Origin of the sequence: Halopseudomonas sp. MFKK-1 (genome assembly GCF_027474385.1) — a bacterium.
Taxonomy (GTDB): domain Bacteria; phylum Pseudomonadota; class Gammaproteobacteria; order Pseudomonadales; family Pseudomonadaceae; genus Halopseudomonas; species Halopseudomonas aestusnigri.
The window spans coordinates 1177643-1196311 of sequence record NZ_CP114836.1 but is presented as its reverse complement, the minus strand read 5'-3'; the positions used below and the strand labels follow the sequence as shown (position 1 = coordinate 1196311).

Genomic DNA, 18669 nt, shown 5'->3' with positions numbered 1-18669 from the left:
CCCGTCAGGCCGAGCAACGCAGCGAACCCGAAGGGCCGCGTAGCCGGGTGCCCGGGGGGATCGCTAAGGGGGGCCGGGCAAGCGGCCCCCCTTGGCTCGCCGGAGAAGGCGAAAAGCGAACTGTCAGATTACGCGCCAACTAGCCCTAAAAAACGCCCCAACAAAAAGCGTCCTCACAGGCGTTCCCAAGCAAAAACCCCGCAGCACCATGTGGCACTGCGGGGTTGCTCACCGCTCACCGCATTACTGGAAGCGCTTGAGCTCCGCCTTGGCAATCGCGTTGCGGTGCACTTCATCCGGACCATCGGCGGTGCGCAGGTGCCGGGCGTAGACGTACAGCTGCGCCAGCGGGAAGTCGGAGGAGAAACCACCGGCGCCGTGGGCCTGAATCGCCCAGTCGATGACCTGACACGCCATGTTCGGCGCTGCCACCTTGATCATCGCAATCTGCTTGGCCGCCACCTTGTTGCCAACGGTATCCATCAGGTACGCCGCGTTCATGACCAGGAAGCGCGCTTGATCGATCATGATCCGCGACTCGGCGATGCGTTCACGCCACACGCCCTGCTCGGCCAGCGTCTTGCCGAACGCCACACGCTTGCTCAAACGTTCACACATCAGCGCCAGCGCCCGTTCAGCCTGACCGATCACCCGCATGCAGTGGTGAATACGACCCGGGCCAAGGCGACCCTGAGCAATCTCGAAGCCCCGGCCTTCACCCAGCAGCATGTTGCTGGCCGGCACGCGCACGTTCTCGAAGATGATTTCCGGGTGACCATAGGGCGGGTCCATATAGCCGTAGCAGCCCATATCACGCAGCACGGTGACGCCAGGGGTATTCATCGGCACCAGAATCATCGACTGCTGCTGGTGGCGGTTCGGGTTGTCCGGGTCGCTCTTGCCCATCACCACCATGATCTCGCAGCGCTCGTTGGCGGCGCCAGAGATATACCACTTGCGGCCGTTGATCACATACTCGTCGCCGTCACGCTCGATGCGGGTTTCCACATTGGTGGCATCGGAGGACGCCACCAGTGGCTCGGTCATGGCAAAGGCAGAGCGGATTTCGCCGTTCAGCAGCGGGGTCAGCCAGCGCTCCTGCTGCTCCTTGGTGCCGTAGCGGGCCAGCACTTCCATGTTGCCGGTATCCGGCGCGCCGCAGTTGAACACCTCGGACGCCCACATGCCCGGCACCCGCCCCATCAGCTCGGCCAGCGGGGCGTACTCCATGTTGCTCAGACCCGGGCCGTGCTCGGCTTCCGGCAGAAACAGGTTCCACAGGCCTTCGGCGCGGGCCTTGGCCTTCAGCTCTTCCATCAGTTTGACGGTGGTGTAGGCATTGCCGGCCTTCTCGTTGGCGCGGATTTCTTCTTCGTAACGCTGTTCATTGGGGAAAATGTGCGCGTCCATAAAATCGGAAACGCGCTTTTGCAGATCCAGTGAGCGTTCGGTCTGGTGGTACATGGCGAACTCCTGAGGTGTCGATCATGCGGTTGCGATGGCAGCCGTCCTGAAGACAAAATCTCAATACACATGTGTATTGTCAATTGTGTATGGAAATAGATATGACGCAGGCTTCGTCCGACTTATAATGCTCGGCCGAAACATTCACCGGAGTCATCACATGCCGACTGCCAGCAAACCCGGGCGCCGCGGTCGCCCAACCGGCCGCGCCGTGCTGACCCCACAGGACTGGTTCAACGCCGCCACCGAGGCCATCCTTGAGGGCGGCTTCGATCAATTGCGGGTACTGCCTCTGGCCAAGCGCCTGAAGGTGACCCGCGGCAGTTTCTACTGGCACTTCGAGGACCTGCCGCAGTTCATTCGGCTGTTTCTTGATCAGTGGCAGGCCCAGCGCATAAAGGGCCTGCGCTACTGGCAACCGGGGCTGGATCCGCAGTTGAGCCCCGAGCAGGAGGTTGAACGGGTACTGCTGTTGATGTTCGAGGGGCCGGCGGTCGAGTTCAAACGCATGAAGGTCGAGTTCGCCATCCGCGACTTTGCCCAGCGCGACCTTTACGCCCGCGATATTGTTGCCGCCGTGGACGAGGCCCGGGTCGAGCAGACCGCCCGCCTGCTTGCGCCGCTGGTGCCCGCCGGCACTGCCCGTGGCATGGCAATGATTCAGTACGCGACGATCCTGGGCAGCGTGCTGCTGTTCCGCGGTCAACTGGGCGGGGAACGCGCCCTGCAGACCATACGTCAGCAGTGGCAGGCGTTGCTGCAGCCCGCTCAAGCCGCGGGCTTGCCCGCCGATAACCCGAATGCTGAGTGCTGATACGGTGCGGGCTGGGCAGCCAGCACCGACGACGCTATGATAACCCTGTGCTGTCACACGCCGGATGCGGGATGACCGCGCGCTTCCTTGCGCCCCTAGGCGCACCAGGCCTGTAAGGAGCGAGCCGTGTTGACCCATTCCTGGTTCTATCAGGCAGATCTGCACCAAGGCCAGCTGCTGCATGGCCACCACCATGACGTCCTTTTGCTGGTTTCGGTGCTTGTCGCCATCGCTGCCTCATGGCTCGGCTTGCAGGTAGCCGGCCTCGCGCGGCAAGCAACCACCACCCCCACCCGCCAGGGCGCGCTGATCAGCGGAGCCATGGTACTGGGCGGCGGCATCTGGGCCATGCACTTTATCGGCATGTTGTCGTTCACCCTGCCGTTGCCTGTCCGATACGACCAGGCAACTACGCTGCTGTCGATGCTGCCGGCAATGGCTGCGTCGCTGCTGGCCCTGCATCTGCTCGCACGACCGAATCTCGACTGGCGAATCATGCTCAGTGGTGGTGTTCTGATTGGTGCCGGAATCGGCATGATGCATTACTACGGCATGACAGCCATGCGCATGGACGCCCTGTTACGGTTCGACCCGCTATGGTTTTTCGCATCGCTGATCATCGCCGTGGCCATGGCGGTTCTGGCGCTCTGGGTGCGCTTTGGTCTGGGTCATGAGAGCCGCACCCATCTGCTGATTGCCGCCATCGTCATGGGGCTGGCAATTTCATCCATGCATTATGCCGGTATGGCGGCAGCCCGCTTTGTCGGTAGCGCCCAGCCGGATTTCGTGCCGCAGCTCAACGACCAGGAAAACAACGGACTGCTGATCGCCTTCGCCGTTGTCGTGTTCGGCGGTCTGGTTGGCGTAATCAACGCGATGGTGCGCTTCAGTCAGCTGTACCAGCGGGTCCAGGCCAATACCGAGCGCATCCGCAGCATCGCCGATACCGCCATTGATGCCATCATTACCTGGGATACCAGCGGTATCATCGAGGAAGCCAACCATGCCGCAGAAAACCTGTTTGGCTGGCCGCGCGATGAACTGGTCGGACAACATATCGATATCCTGCTGCCCGAGGATTCGGCGGCACAGACACACGCCTTCCTGCAGGATTTCAGCAATGCCGGACATCCCCCTCGCACCGGGATGAATCTGGAAACCTGGTGTCGCCGGCGCAATGGCACACTGTTTCCGGTCAGGGTTGCCCTGGGCCAGGCGACGCTCAAGGGTCGGAATCATTTCGTCGGATTTATCAGCGACATAACCGAGCGTCACCTGCTGGAGAAGTCGCTGCGTGAGCGCGAGGAGCAATACCGCAGCCTCATTGCCAACATCCCCGGGGTTACCTTTCGCTGCCTGCCCAGGGAAGACTGGCGCATGCTGTTCATCAGCGACGCTGTTGAACAGATGACCGGCTGGCCGGCCGAGCGTTTCCTCAGTGGAGAGCTGAGCTTCGCCGACCTGATTCATCCGGACGACAGCGACTTCACCGTTGAGCACGTCATGGGCGCCATCGGCCGACGCGAGAAACACACGCTCGAATACCGTATTTTCCATCGCGACGGCCAACTGCGCTGGGTATGCGAATATGCCAGCGCGATTTTCGACGAACAGGGAAATGCCGAGTGGATCGACGGCGTGATCATCGATATCACCGATGCCAAACTGCGCAATGCCGAGTTCAAGGGTATCGTTCGGGCCATCAGTCAGGCTCAGGGCATGGCGGATATCGACCTCGACGGCCGGATCATCTTCTCCAACCGCCGCTTTATCGATCTGTCCGGTTACCCGGCGGAGCAGCTGGAGGGTCGGCATCTGCAGCAACTGCTGGTAAGCGGACAATTTGATCCGCAGCAGTGGCAGAAGGTACGCGAAGGCGAGTATCTGGCAGGCGAATACACCCTGCGTCATGCCAACGGCAGCAGCATTCACACCCAGATCTACTTCAACCCCATCATCGACGCCTATGGCCGCCCGGCAAAGGTGGTCATGCTGGTTACCGATCTCAGCGAGCGTCACCGTATGGAATTGGCGCTGCTCGCCGCCAAGGAGCGCGCGGAACTGGCCGCCGAGTCCAAGGGCGCCTTCCTTGCCAATATGAGCCACGAAATTCGCACCCCGATGAACGCCATTATCGGCTTCAGCGAAGTGCTATTGAATGAGTCGCTGAGCAGCACCCAGCGCAAGTACCTGAAAACCGTAAACCAGTCTGCACGCTCACTGCTCGGGCTGCTTAACGACATTCTTGATACTGCCAAGCTGGAGAAGGGAGCGGTCCAGCTTGAAGAACACGCCTTCTCGCTGCGCGACCTGTGCCGACAACTGATCAATGTATTTTCGCTGGAAGCCGGTCAGAAGGGCCTGGCGCTCGAGTTCGACTATCACGCGCAACAGGAGCATTACCGTGGTGACCCCATGCGGGTGCGGCAGGTGTTGACCAATCTGCTGGGTAACGCCATCAAGTTTACCCGACAGGGCAGCGTGCGCCTGCAGGTCGACGCTGACAGCGATGGAGTATGCCTGCGTATCAGCGATACCGGCATCGGCATTGAGCCCGAGCGTATTCAGCAAATCTTCGAACCGTTCGCGCAGGCAGACGCCTCAATGAGCCGGCGTTTCGGCGGCACCGGCCTGGGCACCACCATTGCGCGCCAGCTGGTTGAGCTGATGGGCGGCGAGATCCGGGTCAGCAGCGTGCCGGAACAGGGCTCCACGTTTGCGGTCAGGCTGCCACTGGAGCCGCTGGACGACCTCACCGCGCAGCTGGCAAATAAAACTGCCGGCAATATCGAACTGCCGCCGCTGCGCATTCTGGTCGCCGATGACGTCGCCGAAAACGTGCAACTGATGGAAGTGATGCTGCGTGCCGAGGGCCACCGGGTGTACAGCGCCGGTAATGGCCTGAGTGCCTTCGAGCGCGTTGTCGACGACCGCTTTGACCTGATCCTGATGGATATGCAGATGCCCGAGGTGGATGGCCTGGAAGCTACCCGGATCATCCGCCGCTACGAGGCCAACATGGGCTATCCGCCCACCCCCATCATCGCCCTGACAGCCAGCGTGCTGGACCGGGACCGCGAGGCGGCCCGTGCCGCCGGCATGGAGGGCTTCGCCTCCAAGCCGGTTGATCGCGAGGCACTTAAGCGCGAGATTGCCCGGGTCTTGGGTCTGCAACTTGCTGATGAGGTGTCGTTGAAGCCCGCTACCGCCAGGGGGCCGCAGCTGGTTGACTGGTACGCTGGCGAGCAGCGCTGGGGCGATCGTCAGGCGCTGATTGAGGCGATCCAGCGCTTCCTGGCCGATCTGCCGGCGCGGCTCGCAGAGCTCGAACAGGCGCTGCAGCAACCGTCAGCCGAACAGGCCCGCAGCCTGGTTCATCGCATCAACGGGAGCGCCGGCAACCTGTCGCTGCAGCAGCTGCAGCAGGCCGCTGCCGAACTCGAGAAACGTCTCACACAAACACCGACGCCTGCGCTGGCAGACGCCCTGCACGCCCTGTTGACCGCCGCGGAGCAGACCCGGGCCGCCATGCCAGAGCCTGGCCAACGCCGGCATCACAATAGCCACAGCACTCTGCCTAGAGAGCAGCGCCAGCACTTGGTCGATAATCTGATCACGGTTCTCAACCGCGGCGAGGTCAACGAACAGGCGCTGCAGCAACTGGCCGACACGCTGGAGCAGGACAAGCGCCAGGCTCTGGAGCAGGCGCTGGACAACTTTGATTTTGCGACTGCGATCTCGCTGCTGGAAGCCGAGCGCAGCCTTGCCGCTACCGAGACCGAGGGCTGAATCCGCCAATGCCATTCAAGGACAAACGCCCGGCGCTGCTGCTGGTCGACGACGAACCCGCGAACCTGCACGTGCTGAAACACATTCTGCAGGATGACTACCGACTGCTGTTTGCCCGTGACGGCCAGCGAGCACTGGAGCTGGCTGCCGCCGAACGGCCACAGCTGATTCTGCTGGATGTCATGATGCCGGGCATGACCGGCCATGAGGTCTGCGCGCAGCTGAAAAGTGATCCACACACCAGCGATATCCCGGTGATCTTCGTCACCGCCCTGTCCAGCGTAGAGGACGAGATACGCGGCTTTGAGCTGGGCGCGGTCGATTACATCAGCAAACCGGTCAGCGCCCCGATCGTCAAGGCACGGGTACGCACCCATCTGTCTCTGGTGCGCGCCGAAGTGCTGCGCCAGACCCGTCTGAATATCGTTCAGGCCCTGGGCATGGCGGCCGAATACAAGGATAACGAGACCGGCCTGCATGTCATCCGAATGAGCCACTTCTCGCGCATCATCGCGCTGGAGGCCGGCTTCAGCCCGGACGAAGCCGAAGAACTGCTGCACGCTGCGCCCATGCACGATGTCGGCAAGATCGGCATCCCGGACGCCATTTTGCAAAAGCCGGGCAAGCTCGACGAAAACGAATGGCTGATCATGCAGAAGCACCCGGAAATCGGCGCACAGATCATCGGCGAGCACAACGCCAGCATGCTGCAGATGGCTCGGCGTATTGCTCTCGGGCATCACGAAAAATGGGACGGCAGCGGCTATCCGGCCGGACTCGCCGGCGATGACATCCCCATTGAGGCGCGCATTGTTGCCATCGCCGACGTATTTGACGCACTCACCAGCGTACGCCCCTACAAAAAGGCCTGGACAGTCGAGGATGCCGTTGCACTGATTCGCGAACAGAGCGGCAGACACTTCGATCCGCAACTGGTCGAGTGCTTTATAAGGCGTCTGGACGAAATAAATCAGATCCGCGAACGCTGGGCCGAGTAGCCGGCAACCAGCGACTGTGGAACACTGCGCACCAACGCCGGTCTGATGCCGGCCCCGCTCCTGTGATGGAAACCCCAATGCTGCTGCGCTACGCCCTTTTGACGCTTGCTATTGCCCTGCCAGTCCATGCCGCGCAACCGTTGACGGTCGACTGGCTCGATCTGCTGCCCGCCGAGGACTACCAGGCGATGCTCGACATGCCCGATATCGAACATGGCTTCGGACCCGATGCCGATGGCAACTTCGACACCAGTCTGCGACAACGCGAGGGGCTCCCCGAGGTGATGTACTCGACCCGCGTCGTCGGCGAGTACGATGGCAAGGAGTTGCGTATAGGCGGCTATCCGGTCCCGCTGGAAACCGACGATCAGGGACGCTACACCAGCCTCTTTCTGGTGCCGTACGCCGGCGCCTGCATCCATGTGCCGCCACCACCGCCCAACCAGATCATCCTGGTCGAGTATCCGGATGGCGTGGTGATCGACGACATCTACCAACCCTACTGGGTACAGGGTACCCTGCGCGTCGAGCAGACCAGCAACGCGCTGGCGGATGCAAGCTATCAGCTGCAGGCCAGTCGGGTATGGCTCTACGATGGCGAGTAGATCAGCCCGCAATCGCCCACCCGGGTGGCATCACGCCATTATCAACTGCGCTAAGCTCGTATTTTTGAAACCCGCTTTCAGGAGAAGGCCCCATGCAACTGCTGATAGGTCTGATCGGCCTGTTCGTTCTGATTGCGTTCAGCCTGCGTCGCTGGCTGCTGCGCCGCGAGTCACCGCAGGTGCAGGCAGTCGATTTCGACGGTGAACTGTTTCGAATCGGACAGGCCTGCGTGGCCCGCCGCGGCCCGCAGGATGCCGAACAGACTGTCCTGGTGATGCCCGGGTTTGTGGAGAATTTTCTCTACTTCACCGAGCACTATGAAAACCCATCCCTGCAGCTGATCCTGCTTACCAGTGCCGACTACCATGTGCCGGTCAACCGGCCCCGCTTCAGCGAGGCAGACTGGATCAGCCAGCCGAAGGCCCGCGCCGGCACCATTGCCTACGACGCAGAGGTACTCAACCAGGCCCTGCAGCACCTGGCGACCGGCAAACAGATACGCGTGCATGGCCACTCACGCGGCGGCGCCGTAGTACTGGAGGCGGCGCGCCAGCGCCCGGACCTGTTCACGCGGGTTGAGGTCATACTGGAGGCGCCGGTACTGCCCCAGGGCAAGCCCTATCGCGATGTACCACGATTCTTCCGCTGGTTTCTGCCCTTCTATCTGTTTGCCTGGCAACAGCAGCCCATCTCGGCCACCAACCGCAGCCTGTTCGGTCCACTCGACAATCCGCGCAAGCGCGAGCTGATCATGGCACTGCCATTCAACCCGAAACGCGGCAGCACCTTCGTCCACAATATTCTGGATCTGGCCAACTGGATGCAGACCAATACCCCGGACATCTATCAGCACGTCTGCCGCGGGGCGATTCTGGTTCCCAGCGCGGATCGTATTCTGGAGCCCCGTGCGATGCTGCACAGCGCCCGCCAGGCAGAACGCCTGCAAATCATCGAAATCGAGGGCTGCAGCCATCTGATCACCGCCGATCGCCCGGACTGCATTCCCCCGCTGACGACCTTGACCCCATGAGCTGGCAGTTTGACCCGGTAGGTATCATCCACTCCTGCTTCGCAGAAAAGTTCGCCATTCCGCGCCAGCCCCTGCTGGCGCCCGCCGCAACCGCAAGCCTGGAGCTGTTGCCGCCCTACAACCAGCCGGAAGCACTCGAAGGGCTTGAGGGCGTCAGTCATCTGTGGCTGATCTTTGTCTTTCACGCGGCCGCCAGTGGCCCGCAGCACCTGCGCGTGCGGCCGCCCAGGCTGGGCGGCAATCAGCGTATCGGCGTATTTGCCAGCCGCGCTACCCATCGTCCCAACCCGATTGGCCAATCGGTGGTAAGGCTGGAAGGCATTGAGCAAAACCGCCTGCTGCTGTCCGGCGTGGATCTGCTGGACGGCACCCCGGTGCTGGATATAAAGCCCTACGTGCCCTACGCTGACTGCATTGAAGATGCCGTCAACCCGCTTGCACCAATACCGCCGCCTGCCCTGCCCGTGAGCTGGAGCGATGCAGCACTGGCACAGGCACAGGCACATCAGACACGGCTTGGGCAGCCGCTGGTAGCACTGATCGAGCAATGCCTGAGTCAGGACCCAAAGCCGGCCTACCAGCAGCCCGGCCCAGAGCGCGAGTATGGCGTGACTCTCTGGGATGTGAATGTTCGCTGGCATTATCCGCAGCCCGACAGTATTAAGGTGCTTGAGGTCAGTCAGCCGCAGCGTCCCTAGGGCGAAGACCCTCGCTCATCAGTCGTCCGACGCGGCGATCCGCCTGGCATCCTGGCAACATGACGATATACTCAGCCAACGCATAAACAGGGGACGTTCGTTTCGCCATGACCCAGCTGTACTTTTCTCCAATCCTGCTGGGTATCCTCCTGTTGGTCGCCATCGCGCTCTGCGCAACCGCGCTGTACCGCATGGCGCCCGGGGAACCGGGCCCGGGCTTCTGGATGGCCGGTAGCTGGACCCTGATCGGTGGCGTAGCGCTGTTCATCGGCTTTATCGTGACCCGCAGCCCGCTGCTTAATGTCCTTGGCAACGCTGCCCAGCTCGCCGGCGAAGCCCTGTTCCTGATTGGCATCTTCAGGTTCATGGGCCGACCTCTGCCCTGGTGGACACTACCGGTCAGCGTGGGCGCCATGGTGATTGCCAATACCCATTACTGGCTGGTGCACGGCAACTCCGACCTGCTGATGGGCATCTACTCCAGCATCGCCGGACTGCTGCCGGTGCAGGCCATCTGGCTGCTGTTCAGAGAGCGCAGCGACCCCGACACCCGACCTGCCCGGCTACTGGTAGGGGCAAGCCTGATGGTTTATTCGATCACCACGCTGCTGCGCGGCACACTCTCCTATCTCGACTGGTGGCACGACGCGCCCTATGTTCAACCCTATGCGTCCTTTACCTACCTGCTGTCGTACAACTTCGCCATTCCGGCGCTGGTGCTGGGCTTCGTCGGCTGCAGCCTGATGACCACGCAGCGGGTACTCGCACGCAGTCGGCAGATGGCTGCCCAGCTGAAGGAACAGGCTACGCGCGACCCGCTGACCGGCACCCTGAACCGGCGAGCTTTCCATCAGGAACTCATTGCCGAGGTCGGCCGCAGCCAGCGGTATGGCCGCCCGCTCTGCCTGGCCATGTTTGATCTGGACCATTTCAAGCAACTGAACGACGAACTGGGCCACCTGGCTGGTGACCAGGCGCTGCAGAATTTCTGCCGCCTGTGCGAACAACAGGCACGCCGCACGGATATCTTCGCGCGTTTCGGTGGCGAGGAGTTTGTTCTGCTGATGCCCGAAACCGACGCAAAACAGGCACAACTGCTACTGGAGCGCATTCGCCAAACCCTCGCCGAGCGGCAGTTCCTTTATCTGGACCAACGCTACCAACTGCAGGTCAGCATCGGTGTGGCCGATCTGGCCACCAGCGGCAGCCCGGACCAGTTGCTGCGTCAGGCAGACCTGGCGCTTTATCAGGCCAAGGCATCGGGTCGCAACCGGGTGCAGCTGTGGTCACCACCCGCTTCCATGGCATACTGACCGGCACCACCGCCACTCGAGCCTGTCCACGTGTTTACCCTTGCTCACGCCACCCTGCTGATTGCCGGCACCTTTCTCGCCTGGTGGCTGTGGCAGGTGCTGGGCCAGCGCGATTACGCCCTTGCCCTGGTTCGCCGCCACTGCGAGCGCAACGCACTGCAACTACTCGATGATAGCGTCGCGCTCAGCAGCGTGCGGCTGTCCCGCCTGCATCGAGGCCGGTACGGGCTGGTCCGGCGTTACGCTTTCGAATTTACCGTCACCGGCGAGCACCGCTACAGTGGCTATATCGATCTGCATGGAACCCGTCAGTTGCACATCGAGCTGGCACCCCACCCATTCCCGCATGGCAAGGACGATGAGCCAGCGACAGAAACCGCGCGCGAAAGCGCCAAAATATACAAAATCTATTAATAATAATATATTCGATAGTCTCTATATTTTGTTCCACGTGGAACCCGCCTTACCATGCTAAGCCAGATACCCACTCATCTGATCGCAGGTCCGCTGGGGGCAGGCAAGACCAGTCTTCTGCGGGCATTGCTGGCGCAACGTCCCGCTGAAGAGCGCTGGGCGATCCTGATCAATGAGTTTGGCCAGATCGGGCTGGACCAGGCGCTGTTGAGCGCCAATGCTGATGACGCTATCAGCCTGAGCGAAATACCTGGAGGCTGCCTGTGCTGCGTTAACGGCGTGCCGTTCCAGGTCGGACTGACGCGCCTGCTGCGCAAGGCCAGGCCTGACCGGTTATGGATTGAGTGCTCGGGCCTGGGACATCCCGTCAGCCTGCTGCAACAGCTCGCTGATGCGCCCTGGCGGGGAGTGCTCGACCTGAAACCACTGATCATGGTGTGTGAAGCATCCCAACTGCTGGATCTGGATAGCCTGCCGCCAGTGCAGCGACAGGCACTGCCACTGACCGGGCTGCTGATCGCCAACAAGATCGATGAGCTGGGTGCACAACAACAGCAGACACTCCGGACCCAATGGCCCGATGCCATTCCCTGCAGCCACGGCAAAGTCAAACGCCAGCTCTTGCCCGGTGCCACAACGCCGGGGCAGCAGCCGGTACTGGCAGCGCTGCCGGCTGCTGCCGACGCGGGTATCAGCGGTCGACTCTGGCAAGCGAATGATCCCTGGCAGTGCGAAAGCCAGCTCAACCAGACACCGTACAGCGTTGGCTGGCGCATCGCACCGCAGCAGCAATTCGAACAAGCCGCACTCAGGCGCTGGCTGGCCGAACAGAGCGTATTGCGCGCCAAGGGCGTGATCCATACCGACGCAGGGTGGTGCTCGTTCAATCAGCTTGGCCAACCTGATACAAACTGGCAGCCAAGCCCATGGCGTCGTGACAATCGGCTGGAACTGCTGTTTGCCCACAAACCTGACACCAGCGCACTGGAGCAGGGCTTGCGGGCCTGCCTGCGGAGCCAGTAAGGTGGTGGTTTTACCCGGAACCGTCATGCGCCGCGTCATCACACTGCTGCTTTGTCTGGTCAGCCCACCCTTGCTGGCCAGTGCCTGCCTGATCGAGTCGACAGACGATCAGTTGCCGGTGCGCATGTGCCAGCAAAACGGGACCATTCCGCCAGCCCTGTTCGAGCAACAGTTCTGCCAACCCCGGATTCCCGGTCGCGAGTTCCGTATTCAGATGCAGGACAGTTGCCCCGGGGACGCCTACGGCATCTGCCGTGGCGCACACACCGAGGGCGTGGCTTATCAACAGGATATCCACTATTACACTGCCCCCGATGACGCGCCGGTTTTAAAGGCCTACTGCGAGCAAATCAGCGGGGGACGCTGGGACCAGCCGTGATTCAGTTGAGCGGCGGCTCAGCAGGCAGCATCGACAGATCAAGGTTATCCCCAACCTTCAAGCCCAGGGTATCCACACTGCCGGCCGGCAGCTCGAGTACCCAGCGCAGCGGAGCCTCTGCCTGATAGATCGCACAGGGCAGATCGGCACAGGGCGGTACCCTCTCGAACAAATGCGCTATCCGGCCATCAGCAGCCACAAACACCAGATCCAGGCTGATCTGCATATTGCGCATCCAGATCGCCGGACGCGTCCCGTCGGGAAAGTCGAACAGCATGCCGGTACCGAAGGGCAGGTTTTCTCGCCCCATTAGTCCCTGACGCCGGCTGTCCGGGTCGGCCACAACCTCCATCACGAAATCGGTATCGGCCAGCCGCACCGTCAGGGCGGAACCGATGGCTGCAAGGGGAGCCATCAGCAGGGTGCTGAAGGCCAGAGCGCAGGCAATGGGTTTCATAGGGTATCTTTCAACAGATTCTGGTAGACCATGTTGGTCAGATAGAGACGGTCCTGTTCACTGATATCGGTGAACTCGATACCGGTTGCAATCAGGCCGTCGAGCGACTCGTCAGTGCTGACCGCCCTAACCCGCGCATTCAAGGTCATATACACATCCAGCCCCGCAGGATTGATACGGAAGGACACCTTGACCGTCTCATCCTTGTTGGCCACTGCACGGGGCGAGACCAGGCGCGCACCGCCCACGCTGATATCGGTCATGCGTGCCGAACCCTGGGCACCCTGCTCACGGTTGATGGCAGTCACCAGATCGACCGACACCCGGGCGGAGCTGCGAATACGCATCGACTGCACGCTGTCGGGATAGGCCAGATGCAGATACGGGAAAGGAGACAGGTTCGACTTCAGCACCCGGGTCTTGTAGGCCACGGCATCCTTGCCGACAAAGCCGCGCACCAGAAGCTGCTGACCTTCCTTGACGAACACCAGCTTGCCCTGACTGGTGGGCGCAGTAACCAGCAAGCTGACCGGTGCATGGAAGCCGATCATGCGAACCTGATAGCGCTCTGCGTTGGTAGCACTCATCGTCTGCAGCTGGACCAGATCACCCGGGGCGAGCTGAATCTGCTCCAGCCTGGATACCACCTTCTCCGGCGCAGGCCCGGCACTGTTGTCGCTGTTCTGCTGTGCGTTACGGAACAGCCCAAGCTTGAGCAGTTGCTGAAGCAGCGGTTTGTTATCGACTACCTTCGAGTGCGGAAACAGCACCTTGCCATCGGAGTCGACAATGTTCCACGGCAGGGGCTTGCCAAGGGGTATTTCTTCTTCCGTCAATGGAATCAGCGACACGCACATACTCCGTAAACGCAAATCAATCGTGCCGAACAATGTAGCAGCCCCGACGTGTGGCCGCTATCTCTGACTGTCTCCAGCACCCCGACCCTGCAAATAAATGTCGTCTCGCGTCAGCGGCAGGTGATGACCGCCACCAGGCAGCGGCCTGACCGCCAGTATCTGGTGAATATTCATCCAGTTGCGCGAAAATCCGTAGGCGCAGCCGGCCAGGTAAATACGCCAGATGCGTAACGCGCGCTCATCCACCAGCGCCGCTGCCGCGTCCCTGTTTGCCTCGAGATTCCGGCTCCAGTGCTCCAGTGTAAGCGCATAATGCATGCGCAGGCTTTCGACATCGACCACCTCAAGCCCCTGATCACTCATCGCTTTAACAGCGGTGGCAAGGTGCGGCAGTTCACCATGGGGGAACACATAGCGGGCTATAAAGGCACCCGCACCATGGCCAACCGGCCGGCCATCGGTATGCCGCGCGGTGATGCCGTGGTTCATGACCAGGCCACCCGGTTTGACCTGTTGATGCAGTATCTGAAAGTACGCCGGCAGATTGGCATGCCCCACATGCTCGAACATGCCGACACTGACGACCTTGTCATAGTTCTCCCTACCCGTCAGATCGCGATAGTCGCGCAGCTCCAATTGAATACGGTCGCCCAGCCCCTGGGCTGCTACCCGCTCGCGGGCGAGTTTCAGTTGCTGCCTGCTGAGGGTAATGCCGTGTACCTGAACCCCGTATTCTTTCGCCGCGTGACGGGCCAGCCCTCCCCAACCGCAGCCAACATCCAGCAGCCGTTGGCCGCTGCGCAGGCGGAGCTTGCGACAGAGATGGTCCAGCTTCTGCACCTGAGCCCTGGCGAGGGTATCGTCCGGATGTCGAAAGTAGCCGCATGAATAGACCATCTCGGGGTCCAGCCAGAGCGCGTAAAAGTCATTCGACAGGTCGTAGTGATAGGCAATAGCCTCGGCATCGGTCTGCCGGTCGTGGGGATCGTGCGGCGGTGGGCCGTCATCCTCATCCCGCACCAGCGCCTGACTCAGCCTGTCAGCAACACCGATGGCATCCAGAACGCTGCCACGAATGTCCATGCGCTGCTGAATGAAGGCTTCACCGAGTCGGTCAAGACTCGGTGTCTGCAACTCTTCCAGCAAGGCGGGATCGTGAATCTGCAGTTCGACCCGGGGCGAGGGCCCCAGATCCACACTTCCGCCGCCGGGCAGGGTGAGGCGCAGCGGAAGCTTGAGTGCACCCAACGATGCGGCCAGTTGCGCGAGCATACGGACATCTCCCGAGGTAAAGCAAAACTCCCTTCACTATAGAACACCAGAGGGAGCATGCCTCACGCTGCGGATAACCGCCCGAACGCTATTGCCAACCGCCTCTCACTGTTTTGACGGTCGCTTCCAGCCTTCGATGTTGCGCTGACGTGCACGACTGACGCCCAGACTATCGGCCGGAATATCCACAGTGATGGTTGACCCTGCAGCGGTGGTTGCCCGAGCGCCGACGGTGACCGGGGCAACCAGCGCCGTATTGGTACCGATAAAGGCGCCCTCTTCAATCGTGGTCAGATGCTTGTTGACCCCATCGTAATTGCAGGTGATGGTGCCAGCGCCGATGTTCACTCCAGGGCCGACCTCCGCATCGCCGATATAGGACAGGTGGTTGACCTTGGAGCCTTCGCCGATATTGGCCTTCTTGGTTTCCACAAAGTTGCCGATCCTGGCACCGCGTGCCAGGTTGGTGCCGGGGCGCAAGCGCGCGTAAGGACCCACATCGCAATCAGCGGCCAGCGTTGCGTCTTCGATATGGCTGAACGCCTTGATATGGCTTCCTGCGCCAATGCGGCAGTTGCGCAGCACGCAGTTGGCGTCAATGATGACGTCGTCCTCAATGACAACGGTCCCTTCCAATACCACATTGACGTCGATGCTGATGTCTCGGCCAACGGTTACCTCACCCCGCACATCGATGCGCAACGGATCGGCCAGCGTTACGCCTTCTGTCATCAGTCGCTCAGCCTGGCGGCGGCGGTACTCGGCTTCCAGCACCGCCAACTGCACGCGGTTGTTGGCGCCCAGCACTTCCGGTTCATCTTCCGGTTGGGCCACTTCGACCGGTACCTGCTCTGCTACCGCCATGGCCACAACATCCGTCAGGTAGTACTCGCCCTGCGCATTCTGGTTGGACAGACTGTTGAGCCAGCGGGCCGCCTGGCTGCCCGGGAGCGCCATGATGCCGGTGTTGCCTTCGGTGATCAGCAACTGCTCGGCCGAGGCGTCCTTCTGCTCGATGATGGCCTGCACCTGACCCGATGCATCACGGACGATACGACCATACCCCGTTGGATTGACCATATTGACCGTCAGCATGCCCAGCGCCTGTGTGCCCGCCTGTTTGCTCAGCTTCTCCAGCGTCTCGGCCCGCAGCAAAGGTACATCTCCATACAGCACCAGAATCTGGTCTGCATCTACAATGGCCGGCAGCGCCTGGGCAACGGCATGGCCGGTACCCAGTTGCTCGGACTGCAGCACCCAGTTCAGGTCTTCAGCATCCAGGTGTTCACGCACCAGTTCGGCACCGTGCCCGATAACAACATGAATCTTCGTCGGCTTCAGGGTTCTCGCACAGTCAATCACATGCCCCAGCATGGGTTTTCCGGCGACCGGATGCAGCACCTTCGGCAGTTTGGAACGCATGCGGGTGCCCTGACCGGCGGCGAGAATAACGACGTGAAGATTCATCTGGGAAACATCCTGTGAAAAATGGCAGTGCGCGCATTCTAGCAAAGCCGAGCGGCGCAAGCCGCACGCTGCACAGGGTGCATCGCGCCAGCCTGCAACTAATCGCCTGATAGCCGTTGCAGCTGTCGAGACGCAAAAAAAAACCGCCCGGCTTGGCGCCGTGCGGTTTTTCCTGCAGCTCGCGGCTTGAAGCTTGCCGCCAGCCTTACCGGTTGTTGAGCGCCGGTCCGCCGTACTTCTTGCGAAGTTCCTGCACTGTCCGCAATTGGGCCGCGGCCTCGGCAAGACGGGCAGAAGCCGAACCGTAGTCGAATTCTGCGCCTTTCTCGCTGAGGGCGAGTTCTGCGGCTTTCTTTGCTTCCAGAGCGGCTGCCTCGTCGATGTCACCAGCACGGATTGCCGTGTCAGCGAGCACCTTGACCACTTTCGGCTGAACTTCCAGGAAACCACCGGAGATGTAAAACACCTCTTCTGTGCCATCCTGCTTGATCACCCGAATGGGGCCCGGCTTGAGGTCGGTCAGCAGCGGTGCGTGGCCGGGCATGATGCCCAGGTCACCCAGGTTACCGTGTGCAATGACACTCTCTACCAGGCCCGAGAACAGCTCTTCTTCCGCGCTTACGATATCGCAGTGCACTGTCATAGCCATTGTATCGCCTCGGTCTTGCGCCCCCTTGCGGGGGCACACCCATTACAGTTTCTTCGCTTTCTCGATCGCTTCGTCGATGGTACCAACCATGTAGAAGGCCTGCTCGGGCAGGTGATCGAATTCGCCTTTGAGGATGCCACCGAATGCACGGATGGTCTCTTTCAGCGGAACGTACTTACCGGGCGCACCGGTAAATACTTCAGCAACGAAGAACGGCTGGGACAGGAAGCGCTGGATCTTACGAGCGCGCGCTACCAGTTGCTTGTCTTCTTCAGACAGCTCGTCCATACCGAGAATCGCGATGATGTCCTTCAGCTCCTTGTAGCGCTGCAGAACATACTGAACGCCACGAGCAACGTCGTAGTGTTCCTGACCGATTACCAGCGGATCCAGCTGACGGGAGGTGGAATCCAGCGGGTCAACGGCCGGGTAGATACCCAGAGACGCGATGTCACGGGACAGTACGACGGTCGCATCAAGGTGCGCGAAGGTCGTTGCCGGAGACGGGTCAGTCAGGTCGTCCGCGGGAACGTATACGGCCTGAATGGAGGTGATGGAACCGGTCTTGGTGGAGGTAATACGCTCCTGCAGAACGCCCATCTCTTCAGCCAGAGTCGGCTGGTAACCTACCGCGGACGGCATACGACCCAGCAGAGCGGATACTTCGGTACCGGCCAGGGTGTAACGGTAGATGTTGTCGATGAACAGCAGAACGTCACGACCTTCGTCACGGAACTTCTCGGCCATGGTCAGACCGGTCAGTGCAACGCGCAGACGGTTACCCGGCGGCTCGTTCATCTGGCCGTATACCAGGGCTACCTTGTCCAGTACGTTGGAATCCTTCATCTCGTGATAGAAGTCGTTACCTTCACGAGTACGCTCACCTACACCGGCGAATACAGAGTAACCGCTGTGCTCGATCGCGATGTTACGGATCAGTTCCATCATGTTTACGGTTTTGCCTACACCGGCACCACCGAACAGACCAACCTTACCGCCCTTGGCAAACGGGCAAACCAGGTCGATAACCTTGATGCCGGTTTCCAGCAGCTCGTTGGAGCCAGCTTGCTCGTCGTAGCTGGGAGCAGCGCGGTGAATACCCCAACGCTCTTCTTCACCGATCGGACCAGCTTCGTCGATCGGGTTGCCCAGTACGTCCATGATGCGGCCCAGGGTCTTGACCCCGACCGGTACGGAGATGTTGGCACCGGTGTTGGCAACGGTCAGACCGCGCTTGACACCTTCAGTGGTACCCATGGCGATGGTACGTACAATGCCATCACCCAGCTGCTGCTGAACTTCAAGGGTCAGGCCCTTGTCGGTTACTTGCAGCGCGTCATACACCTTCGGCACGTCTTCGCGCGGGAATTCCACGTCGATGACGGCGCCGATGATTTGAACGATACGTCCGCTACTCATTTGTTGGTTCCTCTAAATGG

Annotated in this window: 17 protein-coding genes; 10 read left to right on the top strand and 7 right to left on the bottom strand. The window is 61.0% G+C overall.

Annotated elements, in window-relative coordinates:
• Window positions 1-243 precede the first annotated feature (243 nt).
• Window positions 244-1464, bottom strand: a complete 1221-nt coding sequence (locus tag O5O48_RS05430; protein WP_228246000.1) for an acyl-CoA dehydrogenase family protein — start codon at window positions 1462-1464, stop codon at window positions 244-246.
• 160 nt (window positions 1465-1624) lie between these two features.
• On the opposite strand from O5O48_RS05430, the gene O5O48_RS05425 reads away from it, so the two are divergent.
• The 10 genes from O5O48_RS05425 to O5O48_RS05380 all read left to right on the top strand — a co-directional run bounded on the left by O5O48_RS05425 (window position 1625) and on the right by O5O48_RS05380 (window position 12528).
• On the top strand, window positions 1625-2278 hold the full coding sequence (locus O5O48_RS05425; RefSeq protein ID WP_269688379.1) for a TetR/AcrR family transcriptional regulator: 654 nt from the start codon (window positions 1625-1627) through the stop codon (window positions 2276-2278).
• A gap of 126 nt (window positions 2279-2404) precedes the next feature.
• A complete protein-coding gene (locus O5O48_RS05420) occupies window positions 2405-6067 on the top strand; it encodes a PAS domain S-box protein (RefSeq protein WP_269688378.1) in 3663 nt (1220 codons plus the stop codon).
• Between the two features lie 8 nt (window positions 6068-6075).
• Window positions 6076-7065, top strand: coding sequence for a response regulator (locus O5O48_RS05415; protein WP_088275863.1), 990 nt, complete (start codon window positions 6076-6078; stop codon window positions 7063-7065).
• 80 nt (window positions 7066-7145) lie between these two features.
• A complete protein-coding gene (locus O5O48_RS05410) occupies window positions 7146-7670 on the top strand; it encodes a DUF3299 domain-containing protein (protein WP_373315121.1) in 525 nt (174 codons plus the stop codon).
• Window positions 7671-7762: 92 nt separating this feature from the next.
• Entirely contained in the window at window positions 7763-8701 is a 939-nt protein-coding gene (locus O5O48_RS05405; protein ID WP_228246004.1) for an alpha/beta fold hydrolase, read from the top strand.
• The gene (gene tsaA, locus O5O48_RS05400) at window positions 8698-9399 is read left to right on the top strand and encodes a tRNA (N6-threonylcarbamoyladenosine(37)-N6)-methyltransferase TrmO (protein WP_269688377.1); all 702 of its coding nucleotides are present in this window, start codon (window positions 8698-8700) and stop codon (window positions 9397-9399) included. The genes O5O48_RS05405 and tsaA overlap by 4 nt, the downstream gene beginning before the upstream one ends.
• A 107-nt stretch (window positions 9400-9506) precedes the next feature.
• Window positions 9507-10712, top strand: a complete 1206-nt coding sequence (locus O5O48_RS05395) for a GGDEF domain-containing protein (protein WP_269688376.1) — start codon at window positions 9507-9509, stop codon at window positions 10710-10712.
• A 30-nt stretch (window positions 10713-10742) separates the two neighbouring features.
• The gene (locus O5O48_RS05390; protein WP_269688375.1) at window positions 10743-11126 is read left to right on the top strand and encodes a DUF3301 domain-containing protein; all 384 of its coding nucleotides are present in this window, start codon (window positions 10743-10745) and stop codon (window positions 11124-11126) included.
• A 54-nt stretch (window positions 11127-11180) separates the two neighbouring features.
• Window positions 11181-12149 carry a CobW family GTP-binding protein gene (locus tag O5O48_RS05385; RefSeq protein ID WP_269688374.1) on the top strand — a complete coding sequence of 323 codons (969 nt, stop codon included), beginning with the start codon at window positions 11181-11183 and terminating at the stop codon, window positions 12147-12149.
• A gap of 25 nt (window positions 12150-12174) precedes the next feature.
• Window positions 12175-12528, top strand: coding sequence for an NADH:ubiquinone oxidoreductase (locus O5O48_RS05380; protein ID WP_233048575.1), 354 nt, complete (start codon window positions 12175-12177; stop codon window positions 12526-12528).
• A 1-nt stretch (window position 12529) separates the two neighbouring features.
• Here O5O48_RS05380 and O5O48_RS05375 read toward each other — a convergent pair whose 3' ends face one another.
• From O5O48_RS05375 to atpD, 6 genes are all read right to left on the bottom strand, one after another.
• On the bottom strand, window positions 12530-12985 hold the full coding sequence (locus O5O48_RS05375) for a DUF192 domain-containing protein (RefSeq protein WP_228246010.1): 456 nt from the start codon (window positions 12983-12985) through the stop codon (window positions 12530-12532).
• Entirely contained in the window at window positions 12982-13836 is an 855-nt protein-coding gene (locus O5O48_RS05370) for a flagellar brake protein (RefSeq protein ID WP_228246011.1), read from the bottom strand. Before O5O48_RS05370 ends, O5O48_RS05375 begins: the two co-directional genes overlap by 4 nt.
• Window positions 13837-13899: 63 nt before the next feature.
• On the bottom strand, window positions 13900-15114 hold the full coding sequence (gene cfaB / locus O5O48_RS05365) for a C17 cyclopropane fatty acid synthase CfaB (RefSeq protein WP_228246012.1): 1215 nt from the start codon (window positions 15112-15114) through the stop codon (window positions 13900-13902).
• Between the two features lie 105 nt (window positions 15115-15219).
• Window positions 15220-16581 carry a bifunctional UDP-N-acetylglucosamine diphosphorylase/glucosamine-1-phosphate N-acetyltransferase GlmU gene (glmU, locus tag O5O48_RS05360; RefSeq protein ID WP_233048576.1) on the bottom strand — a complete coding sequence of 454 codons (1362 nt, stop codon included), beginning with the start codon at window positions 16579-16581 and terminating at the stop codon, window positions 15220-15222.
• A gap of 205 nt (window positions 16582-16786) precedes the next feature.
• Window positions 16787-17230 (bottom strand): F0F1 ATP synthase subunit epsilon, encoded by a 444-nt coding sequence (locus tag O5O48_RS05355; RefSeq protein ID WP_088275877.1) that lies wholly within the window; start codon window positions 17228-17230, stop codon window positions 16787-16789.
• A 42-nt stretch (window positions 17231-17272) separates the two neighbouring features.
• Window positions 17273-18649 (bottom strand): F0F1 ATP synthase subunit beta, encoded by a 1377-nt coding sequence (gene atpD / locus O5O48_RS05350; RefSeq protein ID WP_088275878.1) that lies wholly within the window; start codon window positions 18647-18649, stop codon window positions 17273-17275.
• Window positions 18650-18669: the final 20 nt, after the last annotated feature.

Coding starts and splice junctions, on each gene's coding strand:
- O5O48_RS05355 (WP_088275877.1), bottom strand. CDS start 17,230: ATGGCTATGACAGTGCACTGCGATATCGTAAGCGCGGAAGAAGAGCTG.
- glmU (WP_233048576.1), bottom strand. CDS start 16,581: ATGAATCTTCACGTCGTTATTCTCGCCGCCGGTCAGGGCACCCGCATG.
- cfaB (WP_228246012.1), bottom strand. CDS start 15,114: ATGCTCGCGCAACTGGCCGCATCGTTGGGTGCACTCAAGCTTCCGCTG.
- tsaA (WP_269688377.1), top strand. CDS start 8,698: ATGAGCTGGCAGTTTGACCCGGTAGGTATCATCCACTCCTGCTTCGCA.
- O5O48_RS05395 (WP_269688376.1), top strand. CDS start 9,507: ATGACCCAGCTGTACTTTTCTCCAATCCTGCTGGGTATCCTCCTGTTG.
- atpD (WP_088275878.1), bottom strand. CDS start 18,649: ATGAGTAGCGGACGTATCGTTCAAATCATCGGCGCCGTCATCGACGTG.
- O5O48_RS05415 (WP_088275863.1), top strand. CDS start 6,076: ATGCCATTCAAGGACAAACGCCCGGCGCTGCTGCTGGTCGACGACGAA.
- O5O48_RS05385 (WP_269688374.1), top strand. CDS start 11,181: ATGCTAAGCCAGATACCCACTCATCTGATCGCAGGTCCGCTGGGGGCA.
- O5O48_RS05425 (WP_269688379.1), top strand. CDS start 1,625: ATGCCGACTGCCAGCAAACCCGGGCGCCGCGGTCGCCCAACCGGCCGC.
- O5O48_RS05380 (WP_233048575.1), top strand. CDS start 12,175: ATGCGCCGCGTCATCACACTGCTGCTTTGTCTGGTCAGCCCACCCTTG.
- O5O48_RS05430 (WP_228246000.1), bottom strand. CDS start 1,464: ATGTACCACCAGACCGAACGCTCACTGGATCTGCAAAAGCGCGTTTCC.
- O5O48_RS05375 (WP_228246010.1), bottom strand. CDS start 12,985: ATGAAACCCATTGCCTGCGCTCTGGCCTTCAGCACCCTGCTGATGGCT.
- O5O48_RS05405 (WP_228246004.1), top strand. CDS start 7,763: ATGCAACTGCTGATAGGTCTGATCGGCCTGTTCGTTCTGATTGCGTTC.